The 15,420-nt window shown below is 45.0% G+C and carries 10 protein-coding genes; 7 read left to right on the top strand and 3 right to left on the bottom strand.

What is annotated here, in order from left to right:
* Positions 1 to 43: 43 nt before the first annotated feature.
* The gene (locus tag CXF65_RS08530) at positions 44 to 2,878 is read right to left on the bottom strand and encodes a heavy metal translocating P-type ATPase (protein ID WP_101211729.1); all 2,835 of its coding nucleotides are present in this window, start codon (positions 2,876 to 2,878) and stop codon (positions 44 to 46) included.
* A 404-nt stretch (positions 2,879 to 3,282) separates the two neighbouring features.
* Here CXF65_RS08530 and mrcB point away from each other — a divergent pair, with 404 nt between their 5' ends.
* The 6 genes from mrcB (at position 3,283) to purH (ending at position 11,407) form a co-directional block, all read left to right on the top strand.
* Positions 3,283 to 5,760, top strand: coding sequence for a penicillin-binding protein 1B (gene mrcB / locus CXF65_RS08525; RefSeq protein ID WP_101211728.1), 2,478 nt, complete (start codon positions 3,283 to 3,285; stop codon positions 5,758 to 5,760).
* Positions 5,761 to 5,792: 32 nt separating this feature from the next.
* Positions 5,793 to 6,659: a tetratricopeptide repeat protein gene (locus tag CXF65_RS08520; RefSeq protein WP_101211727.1), complete on the top strand. Its 867-nt coding sequence runs from the start codon at positions 5,793 to 5,795 to the stop codon at positions 6,657 to 6,659.
* Positions 6,660 to 6,783: 124 nt separating this feature from the next.
* A complete protein-coding gene (gene prmA, locus CXF65_RS08515; RefSeq protein WP_101211726.1) occupies positions 6,784 to 7,710 on the top strand; it encodes a 50S ribosomal protein L11 methyltransferase in 927 nt (308 codons plus the stop codon).
* A gap of 196 nt (positions 7,711 to 7,906) precedes the next feature.
* Positions 7,907 to 9,103 carry a DUF3426 domain-containing protein gene (locus CXF65_RS08510; protein WP_101211725.1) on the top strand — a complete coding sequence of 399 codons (1,197 nt, stop codon included), beginning with the start codon at positions 7,907 to 7,909 and terminating at the stop codon, positions 9,101 to 9,103.
* Between the two features lie 325 nt (positions 9,104 to 9,428).
* Positions 9,429 to 9,674 carry a helix-turn-helix domain-containing protein gene (locus CXF65_RS08505; RefSeq protein ID WP_037026284.1) on the top strand — a complete coding sequence of 82 codons (246 nt, stop codon included), beginning with the start codon at positions 9,429 to 9,431 and terminating at the stop codon, positions 9,672 to 9,674.
* A 152-nt stretch (positions 9,675 to 9,826) separates the two neighbouring features.
* Positions 9,827 to 11,407 (top strand): bifunctional phosphoribosylaminoimidazolecarboxamide formyltransferase/IMP cyclohydrolase, encoded by a 1,581-nt coding sequence (gene purH, locus CXF65_RS08500; protein WP_101211724.1) that lies wholly within the window; start codon positions 9,827 to 9,829, stop codon positions 11,405 to 11,407.
* A gap of 155 nt (positions 11,408 to 11,562) precedes the next feature.
* Here the strand turns inward: purH and CXF65_RS08495 are convergent, their stop codons facing one another.
* Complete coding sequence (locus tag CXF65_RS08495; RefSeq protein WP_101211723.1) at positions 11,563 to 13,437, bottom strand: SurA N-terminal domain-containing protein; 1,875 nt, start codon at positions 13,435 to 13,437, stop codon at positions 11,563 to 11,565.
* 374 nt (positions 13,438 to 13,811) lie between these two features.
* Positions 13,812 to 14,084: an HU family DNA-binding protein gene (locus CXF65_RS08490; protein WP_025653024.1), complete on the bottom strand. Its 273-nt coding sequence runs from the start codon at positions 14,082 to 14,084 to the stop codon at positions 13,812 to 13,814.
* Positions 14,085 to 14,656: 572 nt separating this feature from the next.
* On the opposite strand from CXF65_RS08490, the gene CXF65_RS08485 reads away from it, so the two are divergent.
* Positions 14,657 to 15,301 (top strand): hypothetical protein, encoded by a 645-nt coding sequence (locus tag CXF65_RS08485; RefSeq protein ID WP_101211722.1) that lies wholly within the window; start codon positions 14,657 to 14,659, stop codon positions 15,299 to 15,301.
* The last annotated feature ends 119 nt before the right edge of the window (positions 15,302 to 15,420 follow it).

The following is a 15,420-nucleotide window of genomic DNA, read 5'->3' as shown; positions in this document are numbered from 1 at the left end:
CCAAAGTAGGTATTATATGCAGATAAATACCACGTATAAGAAACTAAGCACGTTTTAGACGCAGCGCATTTAATACCACAAATAATGAGCTAAGCGACATTCCAATGGCGGCAAGCCAAGGTGGGACATAACCAAACGCGGCAGGTAATAATACGATACTGTTATAAGCCAGTGCCCAGCGGAAGTTTTGTTTGATAATGCGTTCCGTTTTATCCGCGATACGCTTGGCGGCCGTGATGGCTTCAATCTGTCCATTAAGGATGATGCTATCGCTTGACACCTGCGCCAAATCTGCCGCGCCAGCAATCGAAGTCGACACATCTGCTGCTGCCAACACGGGCGCATCATTAATACCGTCACCAACCATCAGCACGACTGACCCTTGTGCTTGCAGCTGCTGGATATGATTGACCTTATCTGTTGGTGACAGACCATTATATGCCGCCTGCATGCCCAAAGTCTCCGCCATGACCATCGCCTGCGGACTGGGGTCGCCCGTCAGCATCACAGACTCAATACCTAAGCCTTTGAGCGTATCCAGCATTGAGCGGGCGTTATCACGCACTTTATCGCTAAAGTAAAAACACGCCAGCGCTTGCCATCCACTTGAGGAGCTTGTTTGACAAGACAACACAACCGCTGAGCTGGCACGCTGGCTCAGTAAATCGATCGTTAAATCATTGTCTGCCTTTGCACCAGTAGCACCTTTATCCAAAGCAAAATCCATATGACCAATACGATATAGAACGCCATCAATCATGGCTTCTACCCCGCCTGCTGGATAATGCAGCAAGGCTTGAGTGGGCGGCAGATGTAATTGATAAGCGGCGGTCAGTAGCGCATGAGCAATCGGGTGACGACTGCCTACTTCTAAGGCCGCGGCAATGGCTAAAAAACGGTCTTTTTGCAAAGGCAACGCGCTTGAGTCATCGTTTTCATCTTGGCTGAACGATTTTATTAGCTCAATGTTCAGTAAGTTTGGCTTGCCATAAGTCAATGTCCCTGTTTTATCAAAAGCCACATGCGTAATCTCTGCTAAGGTTTGCAGCGTATGACCACGCGTGGTCAAAAAGCCATAGCTGGCCAATCGATTGGTAGAGACAGTCAAAGCAATCGGTGTGGCTAGTGACAGCGCGCAAGGACAAGTCGCCACTAAGACTGCAACCGTTGCCCAAATAGCTTGGCTTGGATCGACAAAATACCAGCCGATAAATACCAATGCTGACAACACTAAAATCCGCGCCACAAACCAACGAGCCAGCTTGTCCGCTTGCTGTGCCAGTTTGGGCTTTTCACTCATGGCACGGTTCATCAGCCGATCAATTAATCCAATCTGACTGTCTTCTGGCAGTGCCGTGACCAGCATCTCAAACGGCTGACTGTCGTTTTGTGCGCCGCCGACGATATAGTCGCCTTGAGACTTGATGATTAAATCACCCTCACCCGTCAGCAGACTTTGGGAGACGGTCGCAGTTGGACTAAGCAAAATACCATCGCTGATAATCTCAGAGCCAGCCTCAACCATGATGATGTCACCCACTTGCAAGCTTTGAGCGGTCACCATCTGTTTTTGTTCTGCACCATACACTGGCTTTAACAAATCTGGCTTTAATAGGTCTGGTTGACGGCTGGTTTGTTGCCAGTCTTGAGCTATACGATTGGTTATTTGATGAACATTGGCATCCATACTCTGCATAAAATTGGGTGTATACTTTGTTGGAGCGCTGACTGCGGCACTTATTGCACTATCAGCACCTGTCTCATGAACTGCCTGATTAATAGCACTCGTATCTGTTTTATTCGAAACATTTTGTTGTAACTGCTGCAAAATGAGCGCAGCGTCTCCTTTGTTTTCAGCAATTTTTTGTACTAAAACTGGCTCCACCACTACTAAGTCATTGGCCATCGTCGCCGCTTTTAGACGGGCATTATGCTCGATATAACGCCCTGCCAATAAGAAGAAAATAAACATGCTGACCGAATCATAATAGGTCTGACCGTTTCCAGTAATGGTGGCGTACAAACTGGCGAAAAATGTAACAATCAAGGCGATACTGACCGGTACATCCATATTGACTTGGCGCGCGCGAACTGCCGACCATGCAGACGTAAAGAACGGTATGCCCGCATAAAAGAACACGGGAATACTGACGAATAACGACACCCAACGCAAAAAGTCGCGCTGCAATATCAACATCCCGCTATATTCACCAAAATATAGTGCGACCGCATACATCATCGCTTGCATCGCGCCCAGAGCAGCAATTCCTAGACGTAGCAGCATCTTGTTATTGTGCTTAGCCAGCATTGCTTCATGGGTGTCTTGACGGTAAGGCTTGGCTTCGTAGCCAATTTCATTGATAACGGCTAGAATACGGCTGATAGGCAGCTTACTCTCGTCCCAAATGACGCGCATACGCTGATTGGTCAAATTGACCTGACACTTACTGATGCCATCAATCTCATAAAGACGCGATTCGATGAGCCACGTACAGGCAGCACAGCGCAAGTTGTTAACGGACAATTCTGCCACCGACAGACCATCTTGAGCGTAGACGAACTGTGATTTTATCTCATCATGATCATAGGCTTCGAGGCGCGTCAGTTGGGTAGGCAAACTTGCCGTACGGTTGATTTCCGAACGATCAAGATAATATTGCTCAAGCCCTGCCTCGACGATACTTTGCGAGGCCAACTGACAACCCATGCAGCACATCTCACGGGATTTACCCAATATATCGGCATAAAACGGCGGCTGCGGTACTGGATCGCCACAGTGGAAGCAATGACCAGCAAGGGGCAGTACCAACCCTTCGGTGATAGAGTTGTCTTCATAATAATGGCTGGAGGTTGGTATTGGTGAGGGGGCACTAGACATAATCGCGCTTACTTCCTTTAGACAGGTTTGCTCGAACCCAATTCACTTTGAGAAAACTTGCTATCATCAAATATGCCTAATGTTATTTAAAACAGCTATTTTAAATAAGCTCGACACGGCTAGCACAGATAGAGAATCAACCGCTAATTCATACAAAAAACATCGTTAGAATAATCGTAAATTGTTATCTTATATGGCACTGATAAAGCAAATTAAAAGCGCGCTGTGTTTTCGTATAAACATCGCTGTCAATAGATCGATTATACTATAAGCCGGTGCTGTGAACAGCATAACCCCTCACAGAGTCATCCCACTGAATGCCTGAGTTGATGATGATAGATTGAAAAATTTGTCAATTTGCGTCATTATGAGGCAGTTTTTTATCCCTAAATGGTGCATCATCCGTGCAAAAATCTAATTCTAAGCGACCAATCTCCAAGCTTCCTTCGTCATCTACGTCTGCTATCAGCACGCTACCCTCACAGCAGCGCGGCTTGGTCTTTAGTAGTATTTTATTAATTGTCATTATCGCTGGCATGGTGCTATTGGCGCTGTATTTGATCAAGCTTGATCGCACCATTACCCACAAGTTCGAAGGTAAGCGCTGGGATATTCCTGCCAAGGTATACTCGCAGCCACTTGAGCTTTACCAAGGTGCCAGCGTCGATAACAGCACGATTAAGACATGGCTTGAGCTGCTTAATTATCAAAGCAACAAAGCCTATGATCGCACCGGTACCTATCGTAAGTCTGGCAATACCTATTATATCCATACGCGCGGTTTTACTTATAGCTCCAACGATATAGACACTGAGCAAGTCATCAAAATGACGATTGCTGGTAATAAGATTGAGTCGATTCAAAGCACTTTACCGGCTAAGAGCGGCATTATTCGCCTTGAGCCGGTTAGTATTGGCGGCATTTACCCAGACAGCAATGAAGATCGTATGGTCGTCTCTTTAGATGAGGTGCCACAGCCATTGATTGATGCATTAATAGCCACGGAAGATCGCGGCTTTTATGAGCATAAAGGCGTATCGATACGCGGTATCGCCCGTGCAATCATTAATAATTTCTCTGGCGGCTCTAGACAAGGTGGTTCGACCATCACCCAGCAGCTGATTAAAAACTTTTATCTGAATTCAGATCGCACCCTAAAACGCAAAGCCAATGAAGCCCTAATGGCTGTGTTACTTGAGCTCCATTATAGTAAAGATGAAATTCTACAAACGTATCTGAACGAGATTTACCTAGGACAAAACGGCAACCGCTCTATTAATGGCTTTGGTTTGGCAGCGCAGTTCTATTTTAATCAACCGCTGAACGAGCTGCGCTTAGACCAGCAAGCCTTGCTCGTTGGTATGGCAAAAGGCCCGAGTGTCTATAATCCACGTCGCCATCCAAACGATTCAAAAGCACGTCGTAATGTCGTTCTTAGCAACATGCTAGCGATGGGCACGCTCAGTCAAGCAGACTATGATAAAGCCATAGAGAGATCACTGGGTATCGCTGACAAGCCTGTCGAAGGCAAAAGCCAATTTCCTGACTTTCTCGATATCGTCAAGCGTGAATTGAATACCGTCTATTATTCTGATGACTTAAAAAATGAAGGTCTGACGATTATTAGTACGCTCGACCCTATTGCCCAATTAGCCGCCGATAAAGCAGTCGATAAAAAACTGGGCGAGCTCCGTCGTAGCAGCAGCAAAACCAAAGATTTACAAGGTGCCTTGGTCAGTGCCAATCCAGAGACTGGTGAGCTGGTCTCTGTGGTCGGTAGCGGCAGTGAATTTACGGGCTTTAACCGCGCCGTCGATGCCAAGCGTCAAGTGGGCTCTTTATTAAAACCGATCATTTATATGACAGCGCTCGAAAGCGGTCGCTATAATTTGGCAAGTTCGGTCGATGATTCACCAGTTACCGTCAACCTAAATGACGGTACGAAGTGGAATCCACAAAACTATGACAAGCGTGATCATGGTTATGTCCCCTTTACCACTGCACTGTCTCAGTCTTATAACCAAGCAGCGGTACGCTTAGGCATGGAATTTGGGATCGATACTTTTGCCAAGCAGCTACAGCGTATGGGTATTAAAGAGAAAATATCGCCTTATCCTTCTGCATTATTAGGATCGGTCAATCTTAGCCCAATGGATATGCTTGGCGTCTATCAAGTGTTTGCTACTGGTGGCTTTCGCACGCCCATTCATAGTATTCGTAGCGTCATTGATGATCGCGGTCGTATCTTGCAGCGCACTGGACTCAATACACAGCGTAGTATCCCGCCTGAGACCAACTTTTTGACCAATTACGCGCTACAGCAAGTGGTCGCCAGCGGAACGGCTAAACGAGCACAGTCGCTTGGTAGCAACCTGAATCTCGCTGGTAAAACAGGGACCACAAATGACTATCGCGACGCTTGGTTTGCTGGTTATAGTGGTAACTATGTCAGCGTGGTTTGGGTCGGTCGTGATGATAATAAGCCAATCGGTCTGAGTGGTGGCACAGGTGCATTACCAGTTTGGGTCGACTATATGAGTCGCTTAAAATTGACGCCAGTATCACTACCTGAGCCGGAAGGTATTGAGTGGTTATGGCTTGAAAACAATTCTGGTAAGCTATCAAATGAGCGCTGTACTGATGCGCGCTATTTGCCAGTAATGTCAGCACATTTGCCCGAAGAAGCCAGTAGTTGTGCCATCGGATTGTATCAACAAGATCGCGCTCAAGAACAGAGTGAGCAAGGCGCTATCAATCAGCAACGCCGCCGCGAAGGCTTAGACATTCCAAATGGCGAAGCGGTTGAGACCGAGAGCCAAGATGATAATGATGCGCAGGGCGGTACCGATACTTGGTACGACCGTGCGGTTGAATGGTTCTAACATTGTTTTTAAAAACTTAAAAGGGTCTTAACATGGTGTCATCTATACAGCAAAGCGTATCCGTTAAGCAGGACATTATTAGCACGGCTAAAAAGAATACTCTAGCGAATACTGTTCTCGCTGCCAGTGCGGTCGTTGGCATGATGAGCTTGAGTGCCTGTCAAACGGCGCCTATTACTGCGACGAGCACAACACCTGCTCAAACGATGCCAGCAACACAACGTCAAGAGACAGCAGCGCCTTCATCGGTTACCAACGTAAAACCTGCGACTCAAGCGCCGATTATTGATCACAGGGGCTATGGAGAAGGCGACGATAATGATGAAAAAAATGACTACCCTATCCAGTCTGATGCGCCGTCTGGCCCATCTTCAGCGACAAACCCATTAACGCAACAAACTCCAGTGTACACAGCGCCTAACTCCCCATCCAGTCCTGTGTTTTCACAGCCCGATGCCGTAATCATTACGCCGTCCCGTGATGACTATATAATTTCTGAACCTTCAATACCGTCGCACAATGACCTATTAGAGCGCGCGCGCCAAAACTCGCAACAACGCAGTCAACAAGCGGCTACTAACAACAGTGACCTGCCAGCATTTCGCAATCTTATGCAAACAGGGATTGGTCAGTTAAAATCAGGCAAGCTGACCAATGCTGAGAGCAGCTTTACCCGCGCCCAGCGACTCGCGCCCAAATCCTCAGCGGTGTATTTTTATCTGGCACAAGTCGCTCTCAAAAAGAACCAACCGCGCAAGGCAGAAGCCATGGCTCGCCGTGGTCTTAGCGTCTCGCAAGATGCCAATCGCAGACGCGCGCTCTGGCAAATTATTTTGCAATCAGGGCAAGCGCAGGGTAACTCACGCGTCATCAATGAAGCAAAGCAAGCACTGCGTTAGTATCAAGACATACCGAAGTGAGTAAATACTAAGTCTATAACTTGCTATCTACTCACTTTTTATATTGTGCATACGCATCATTTATCCAAAACACTCATTTTTATTTTAGATTAAGGTTATCGTTATGGCATGGCAACAACTGCACTTACAGTGTGAAAAAGCAAACGTCGATCTGGCTGAGGCGCTGTTACTAGAAGCAGGTGCACTATCAATCGCTTTAGATGACGCAGGGGATCAACCCTTGTTTGAGCCATTGCCTGGTGAGTCACCCTTATGGGATGAAGTGATCCTGACAGGATTGTTCGATGCCAGCACAGACACTGGTAGCCGTTATGCCGTTGAACAGTTAAGTCACGAAATTGGTGCACAAGTACACGCCAGTCGTGTTTGGCTAAGTGCTGTGGATGATAAAGATTGGGAACGTGAATGGATGAGCAATTATCATCCTATAGAATGCGCCAATAACTTATGGATTGTGCCTAACTGGATAACGCCGCCCAATCCTGAAGCGATCAATATTATTATGGACCCCGGCTTAGCTTTCGGTACGGGTTATCATGCCACCACGCGCTTGTGCCTCGACTGGCTAACAGAACAAGATCTGAGTGACAAAGTAGTGATTGACTATGGTTGCGGCTCAGGGATTTTAGGTATTGCGGCATTATTGCTAGGGGCACGTCAGGTCTATGCCGTTGATATCGATCCACAAGCTGTGCTGGCGACCAACCAAAATGCCGTACGCAATCATGTCGATGATCGCTTGCAAGCATTTTTACCCGAAGACTTTACTGATTACTGGAAACAAAACGACGTCAAACCTGTAGAAGTGATGGTCGCCAACATTTTAGCCAAGCCCCTTATTGGCTTAGCACCTTACTTTGTCACCTTAATGGCACCAAAAAGTCGTATCGTGTTAGCCGGCTTAATCGAGTCACAAACTGAAGAAGTGACTGCCGCGTATCAGCCTTATTTTGCGCTCGACCCGAAGCATGCCTTTACGGCGCAAGAAGACCAACATTGGCAGCGTTTATCTGGTACATTTACAGGCTAGCAACATTTAATTACATCTGTTACGATAGAGGGGCAGTCAAATGTTATGTATTTGACGCCACTCTGTCCTTGTCTATTGCTCATGAATGTGTCAAGCATTTAACGATGAGTATCTAAGTAGAAGCCTGAGTATTAGAGGCAACTATTGGTGAGTGGCTGCGCGGTATTGATAACCATACTTTTTTGGATTCGACCCTATGACCACGCCAATAAAAACTCAGTGCCCTCATTGCCAAGCTTGCTTTAAATTACAACAAACCCAGTTAAATAAAGTAAACGCCACCGTTTGCTGTGACCAGTGTCAGCAGAGTTTTTTGGTCAATAAGCACCTTATCGTCACCACCGACACGCCACCAAAAATAGCAGATAGCACAACCACCAACCCAAATAATACCAGTAATGTCACACCGCTTACTCATAATAAACTGTCTAATAAGCAATCTTCAGCCGCCTTATCCTCTGACAGCTTAATTCATGATGATTTAATTTATGATGACATGGATATCGATGACGCAGATGAAAGTAGTTTGGAATATGACTCGTTAGAAAATATGGACGCTTGGCTGACCCATGCAACCGACAGTAGTCATAGCACCTCCACCGCCAGCAGTAAGCTTGATAAAGCACCCAAATCAGCAGCAGACGCAACATTAGCAGCAACGCAGTCTACCTCACCTGCCCAAGTTGCGCTTAGTTCAGCGGCGGCTAATAATATCCATGCCAATATTGATGATACGACTGACAACGCTTGGCTCGAAGATCTGCTCAAAGAGCAAAAAAATAATGACAATAGCATCCAAGAGGATACGGATTTATCGCAGCTCTTGCTCAGCATGGGCGTGCCCTTTAGAGACGAAGACCGAACACATGAAGAGCGGGTCAAAAAAATGCAAGCGCAAGCGAAATTTGCGCCAACACCAACGCGGCATTCAATTGCCTCGCTACTGTGGACGCTTGGCTGTTTAGTATTGGCGCTGCTACTTTTTGCCCAGTATGTTATTTTTAATTTAGAAACCTTGGTAAAAAATCCCGCTCATGCGGAGCGTCTACAGACAATCTGCACAATCGCGGCTTGCAGCCTTCCTAGCGCTGACTTATCTGCCTTGACGATCACTGAGCTCAATCACAAGCCTAGCCAAATTAAAAAAACGGGGACTTTTAGTGAGGTAAGTGCAACGTTAAACAACCAAAGCCCACAAGCCCAGCTTTACCCTAATGTTAAGGTCAGTGTTTACGGGACAGATGCCCTACTCGGAGAGTTTATTGCAGCACCAGATGATTATCTATTGAGTACCCAAAACCAAATAGCGGCTGCCAGTCGCAGACAACTGCTATTTACGATACCGGTTGCCAATGCTCAAATCCGTGAAGTCCGTATTAATCCTATTTATTGAAGCAGACCTTAATAAATAGAAGTAATAAGCGAGACCTTAATAAATAGCAGTAACGAAATAGTTTGGAATTGAAAAGTCTTCGTTGAATGGCATTGCCGCTGAGATAACGTCCAATCTGTCAATGCTAACCGATATTAATTTGTTATAATACCCGTCTAAACCCCTATGGTTTGACTCTTTTTAATCTCAAGGACATTATCTTATGGCAACTCATGCACAGCATAATGCCAATCGTTTTGCCCAAAGCTCTGAGCATCTTGCCGATTATAATAAAGACGATTATCAGCATTCTATCCGTGATTTAGAGCCTTCTCTAGATAGCCTTATGAACAATGGGCATACTCCTGAACCTTTGCGTGTGAACGTAGAGCGAGTGGTGCGTCAGTATTTTGCGATGTTAGGCGATGAGATACCCACCGATTTGTATGAGCTTATCTTAAAACAAATCGAAGAGCCGCTATTGTCTGTCGTCCTTGAGCAAACGCGCGGCAATCAGACCAAATGCGCGCAAATCTTGGGTCTCAATCGTGGTACGTTACGCAAAAAACTTAAAACCTATAACTTAATGTAACCTCGGCCAGATGAGCTTACCGATCGTCATTAACCCTCATTATGTATGGCAATTTATCGTTTATGACCTTATCCACTGTGATACTGTCGGCAGCGATTGTCATTATCACCTTGCCAGACGTTTACGTCAGGCTTTTTTTATGGAAATTTCTTATGAGTACAGCCCCACTTGCCCTACTGTCGGTCTCCGATAAATCCAATATCGTCGAATTTGCTCAAGGCCTTATTAAAGCAGGCTTTGCTTTGTTATCTACTGGCGGTACTTATCGACTGCTGACAGAGCATAATGTTGCGGTGACCGAAGTGTCAGATTATACCGGTTTTCCTGAAATGATGGACGGTCGTGTAAAGACGCTACACCCTAAAATTCATGGTGGCATCTTAGGACGCCGTGGCACTGACAATACGGTTATGAGCGATCATCAAATTGAGCGTATTGATTTGGTCGTGGTAAATCTTTATCCATTTGCCGAGACGATTGCTCGTGCGGATGTCACCATGAACGATGCCATCGAAAACATCGATATCGGTGGTCCTACGATGGTACGTTCTGCGGCGAAAAATCACGCCCACGTTGGTATCGTAACCGATCCTGCTGATTATACGCGCGTACTTGAAGCCTTGGGTGATGGCACTAAACTGACCACTGCCCTACGCTACGACTTAGCGGTGAAAGCCTTTGAACATACTGCACAATACGACGGTATGATTGCCAACTTCTTAGGTAGCCGAGTCAATGAGACTCAAGAGCCAGAGAATTTTTCACGCACCTTTAACGTGCAGCTAGAAAAAGCACAAGATCTACGTTACGGTGAAAACCCACATCAAAACGCGGCATTTTATACAGAAAATAATCCACTAAAAAGCCAGCAAGCTTCTATTGCCACGGCGAAGCAATTACAAGGTAAGGCACTGTCTTATAACAACATCGCTGATACTGATGCAGCACTTGAGTGCGTAAAAGCGTTCAGCGCCCCTGCTTGCGTCATCGTTAAGCATGCCAACCCTTGCGGTGTCGCGGTCGATACCGACCAAGTCGCTGCTTATAACACCGCTTTTAGCACCGATCCTGAGTCTTCTTTTGGTGGTATTATTGCCTTTAACCGCCCATTGACCGTTGCGGCAGCAAAAGCAATTATCGACAATCAATTTGTAGAAGTGATTATTGCACCTAGTATCGAAGATGGGGTGCTTGAAGCAACTGCTGCTAAGAAAAATGTGCGCGTCTTGGTATGCGGCGAGCTACCAACACCTGAACAGCGCGAAAGCCAGCTCGACTATAAGCGTGTTAACGGCGGGCTACTCGTACAAGAGCAGGATCTGGGTTTGATTACCGCTAATGACCTAAAAATCGTCACTGACGTGCAACCAACAGAAGCGCAGATTGCAGATTTACTGTTCAGCTGGAACGTCGCAAAATACGTCAAATCTAACGCCATCGTTTATGCCAAGGGTCAACGCACTATTGGTGTTGGCGCTGGTCAAATGAGCCGTGTCAACTCAGCACGTATCGCCGCTATCAAAGCTGAACATGCAGGCTTAGCCACAGAAGGTGCTGTTATGGCCTCAGATGCCTTCTTCCCGTTCCGTGATGGCATTGATAACGCTGCTGAAGTAGGTATCTCGGCGATTATCCAACCGGGTGGTTCTATGCGTGATGACGAAACGATTGCTGCAGCGAATGAGCATGGTATCGCGATGGTATTTACAGGCATGCGCCACTTCCGTCATTAATCTGTTGTCAAGATAATGCTGTTAAGACAAAGTCGTTAAGAATAAATAAAAATCGTATTGCATAAAAAAAAGCCACTATTGATAGTGGCTTTTTTTATTTAAGATTTGATAAAGCTTATTCAGACAAAGGGTTTAACAAATGCCTTATAAGTGGCTTAACGTCCTTGCGCATTGGCCATATTAGTCTCATTAATTTCAACCTTATACACTAAACGTAGATACTCTAGATAGTCTTGTAGCTGATCTTGACCCAAATTATCACGGATAATAGATGCCGTTTGCGCACGTTGCATATCAGACAGTGGTGATTGTTGTTCGGTCTTGATACGATCACCAACCAATAACGTCGCACCCATCTCTGTTTTACTCGCAATGGCAACGACGCCATTATTGGCCGCTTGCTGACTAAATGCCAAGCCGCGCTCTTTTTCTGTCAATCGTGTGGTTTGACGATTGACTTCGCCTAAGGCTTGAAATCTGACCGGTTGCTTACCGATATCGGCCGTTGTTTTAATACCAGCCGCCAGTTTTTTAGCGTCTTTTAACGCCAATGCTGTGGCTTTTTGCTGACGTAATATCTGTGTGATTCTTGGCGTAGCCGCTGCCAGAGTAAGCGTTTTGGTAGGACGATAATTGCTTGGCTGTACCCATACCGTGCCATTACCAACTTCAATACCTGCCGTCACCGCTTGGTCTTGAATCGTAAACTCATCAAAAGCTTGCTTAATCACTGCTGGTTGCGACAATGCTGACTGGTTGCCTTTTTTACGATAATCTTTGATACGCTTTAGTGTCACGCCCTCTTGCTGAGCAATATCTTCGATACTAAAACCATCTGCTGCCAAATCGTTAATTGCCGTGACTTTATCGGCATACATTTCCTGACGCTTATACTCTTTGGCCTTAACCGTTAGCTCTTCACGCATACTCTCGAGGCTAGGTACTTTACTACCATTGTCTTCGGTTACAGTAAATATCTGATAACCAAAGCTGGTCTTAACTGGTGCACTCACATCGCCAACGCTCAAGCCTTCCAAGGCTTTTTCAACTGCTGCTGCGTCATTGCCAAATACAGAAGGATTGAAGCGACCGATGTCACCACCCGTCTCTCCTGATGGATCGTCAGATTCCGTCTTAGCAAGCTTGCTAAAAGCCTCACCTTTATCCAAACGAGCTTTTACTTTATCTGCTCGAGCCTTGGCATCCTTACCCGTTATCAATATTTGACTGATTTTGCGCTCATCGACTACAGCCAGTCCTTGCTTATAGGCAGCGTACTGCTGCTCTAAATCTTCTGTCGTGACATCAGTAACTTGAACCGTCTGCGGACTCAATTGCAGGTAAGCCAAGTCGACCATTGCCGCACTTTTTAGCGTGTCTTTATTGGCATCATAGTAGGCTTGTATATCGTTTTTGCTCAGCTTCACTTGTTCTTGGTAATCCTGCCAATTAAAGCGATGCAACCAAATATTACGCGACTCTAGCTGTAGATCTATTAGCTGACTAACCGCTTGCATCGGATACACTGCCGTACCAACGATACTGGCATTCAGCTGATCGAGGCTTAACTGGTTACGAAACTCAGCAAACAGCTGATCTTTGGTCATACCGCGCTGACGCAAAAAGTTTGAAAACTGATCGTTTGAAAAATTGCCATCCGCATCTTTAAAGATCTCTTCTTGACGCAGTAGACGATTGATGGTGTCGTCAGAGACCGTCATACCCAGCTTACCCGCTTGCTGCTCTAGCAAAGTTCGATCAATCAGACCTTTTAGTACTTGCTCATGCAGCACATCTTCATTCAATAAACTGGCATCATCAATTTGCTCTAAGGTCTCAGTACGGCGATTATTAACAGCAGTCTGATATTCTGATAATCCAACACTTGCCTCACCTACTTGCGCAATTTGGTTGGGATCGACACCGCCACCAAAGTAGCTTTCGACACCCAATAGAGCGAGCGGCGATAGGCATAAAATCAATAAAATGCGACCTGGCCAGCTTTTTAAGAAATCGCGCAATTTATCCATAGTTATCTCTGCTTTATTAACCTATATTGATGAAAGACCATTTAATGCTATCTAAGCAGGCAATGGCAAGGGTAAAAACCTGGGCAAGTTATAAGGGCAAAATAAGGCTTGTCTAAACAACCCCACTATCGCGCGCCTATGATACGTGATTTTTACGCTAGACTCAAAATATTCACGTTATATGATACAAACGATGGCTGTAAAAAAAGCACCTAATATTTAGGTGCTTTTTTTGCGGTTTCACTTATTACTTAGGCTGTAGCCAATCAATAAGCGATTCTCTATCATTTTACTATCAACAAACGCTATTTTTATTCGTATGACACGTCATTATGTAGGGTTTGTCTGTAATAGAGTGACTTAACTATATCGGCTTAGTTCAAGCGCTCTTTTAAGTTTTTACCAGCTTTGAAGCTTGGTACTTTGCTTGCTGGAATGCTAAGCTCTTCACCAGTCTTAGGGTTACGGCCAGTACGAGCCTTACGGTCTTTTACGCTAAAAGTACCAAAACCAACTAGTGAAATGCTTTCGCCAGCTTCTAGAGCTTCGCCAACGCTTTCCATAACAGCATTCAATGCATCGCCAGCTTGAGTTTTATTTAGACCACTTTTATCGGCGATGCTATCAATTAATTCTGACTTATTCATAAAATTTCCTTCAAGTTTAAGGGGGATAATAAACGCTCACGCCAGGTATTGTATCGCTCTCATAGCACTTAAGCAATAAAAACCACCTGACTCACGCATAAACAGGTTTCGCTTTGTTAACGTCTTTATATCAAGGCAGCATAAGGAGCGCAAGCAATTTTACATATTTTTGTGCACTGTACTACGTATTTGACACCCAATGTTACGCAAAATATATGCAACTGAACATCTGACTGCTTTTTAACTCATACATTAAATAATACCTTTATGAGTTATTACCTTTACGAGTTATTCAGCTTTTGATGACAGCACTACAGATATTACTACGCGCAAATCCTAACAGTTTCGTTAACGATATATTGTTAGCAATATAGTTCTAGGGATTAGTGACATAACGCTAAGCATTAGTGAGATGATTTTAAGACAATTATTTGCTAAGTGACAGAAACCAACGTTACTTTTTATTATAAAGACGTTACTATAAGCAAAATCTTGCTATATGTTTTGAGTCGGCTTTGACTCTTGTTTGTCTTTTTGCCTCTAACTTGCCAAATAAAAAACGGATTATTTACATGAAGCGTACTACGTTGTCCACCTCTCTTCTTAATATTATTCTCGTGTTCGTCGAGTCGGCTCTGACCCTACTGTTACGTTTAGATCCCGAGCTACGTAAAGCCGCTTATCCACTTGCCAAGCAAGGCACTGTCGTTGCGCTGCGTTTGTATTTGCCTCATGTCGAGATTTTTGCCACTTTTAGCACCAAGGGCGTGTTATTAGATGCGCAGTTACCCATTGATCGTAGTGAGCCTGACGTGGTCATCAACGCTTATAGTATCCAAGTCATCAATGCCATCACGACCCACGATAGCGAAACGACTGAAAAACTACAGATGCGCGGTGAGTCCGTACAAGTACAATTGGTTAAGCAATTTATTATGCAGCTTGGTCTTGGTAGCTTGATTCAGGGTTTGATCAAAAAAATCAAAGGCGGCAAAGGCAAATCTAAGCCGACTGACGCGGAAATGGCCGAAAAGAAAGATGGCTATAAGCTCCGTATCAAAGAGCAGCAGACGCAAATCAGTACATTAACGACCAAGAATCGTGAGCTTGAAACCACCGTAAAGGAATTGCAGAGTAAACAAAAGACATTGATAATTGTGACTATTATGGCGCTTGTCATTATGATTGGCTCAGTCATAGCACTATTGATGAACTAGTTTTCGTTAATGATGGTGATATTTATTGATAAATAATAATGCACCTGTTAGGTGATTGCTTTAATGACCATTAAGCGTTTGATAGCTGCAATAAGCTACCAAACGCTTTTTTTATCGCT

It is taken from the genome of Psychrobacter sp. Sarcosine-3u-12 (assembly GCF_002836005.1).
Lineage (GTDB): Bacteria > Pseudomonadota > Gammaproteobacteria > Pseudomonadales > Moraxellaceae > Psychrobacter > Psychrobacter okhotskensis.
This window is presented reverse-complemented; position numbering and strand designations above follow the sequence as displayed.

Coding starts and splice junctions, on each gene's coding strand:
- CXF65_RS08530 (WP_101211729.1), bottom strand. CDS start 2,878: ATGTCTAGTGCCCCCTCACCAATACCAACCTCCAGCCATTATTATGAA.
- CXF65_RS08520 (WP_101211727.1), top strand. CDS start 5,793: ATGGTGTCATCTATACAGCAAAGCGTATCCGTTAAGCAGGACATTATT.
- prmA (WP_101211726.1), top strand. CDS start 6,784: ATGGCATGGCAACAACTGCACTTACAGTGTGAAAAAGCAAACGTCGAT.
- CXF65_RS08510 (WP_101211725.1), top strand. CDS start 7,907: ATGACCACGCCAATAAAAACTCAGTGCCCTCATTGCCAAGCTTGCTTT.
- CXF65_RS08505 (WP_037026284.1), top strand. CDS start 9,429: ATGAACAATGGGCATACTCCTGAACCTTTGCGTGTGAACGTAGAGCGA.
- purH (WP_101211724.1), top strand. CDS start 9,827: ATGAGTACAGCCCCACTTGCCCTACTGTCGGTCTCCGATAAATCCAAT.
- CXF65_RS08495 (WP_101211723.1), bottom strand. CDS start 13,437: ATGGATAAATTGCGCGATTTCTTAAAAAGCTGGCCAGGTCGCATTTTA.
- CXF65_RS08490 (WP_025653024.1), bottom strand. CDS start 14,084: ATGAATAAGTCAGAATTAATTGATAGCATCGCCGATAAAAGTGGTCTA.
- CXF65_RS08485 (WP_101211722.1), top strand. CDS start 14,657: ATGAAGCGTACTACGTTGTCCACCTCTCTTCTTAATATTATTCTCGTG.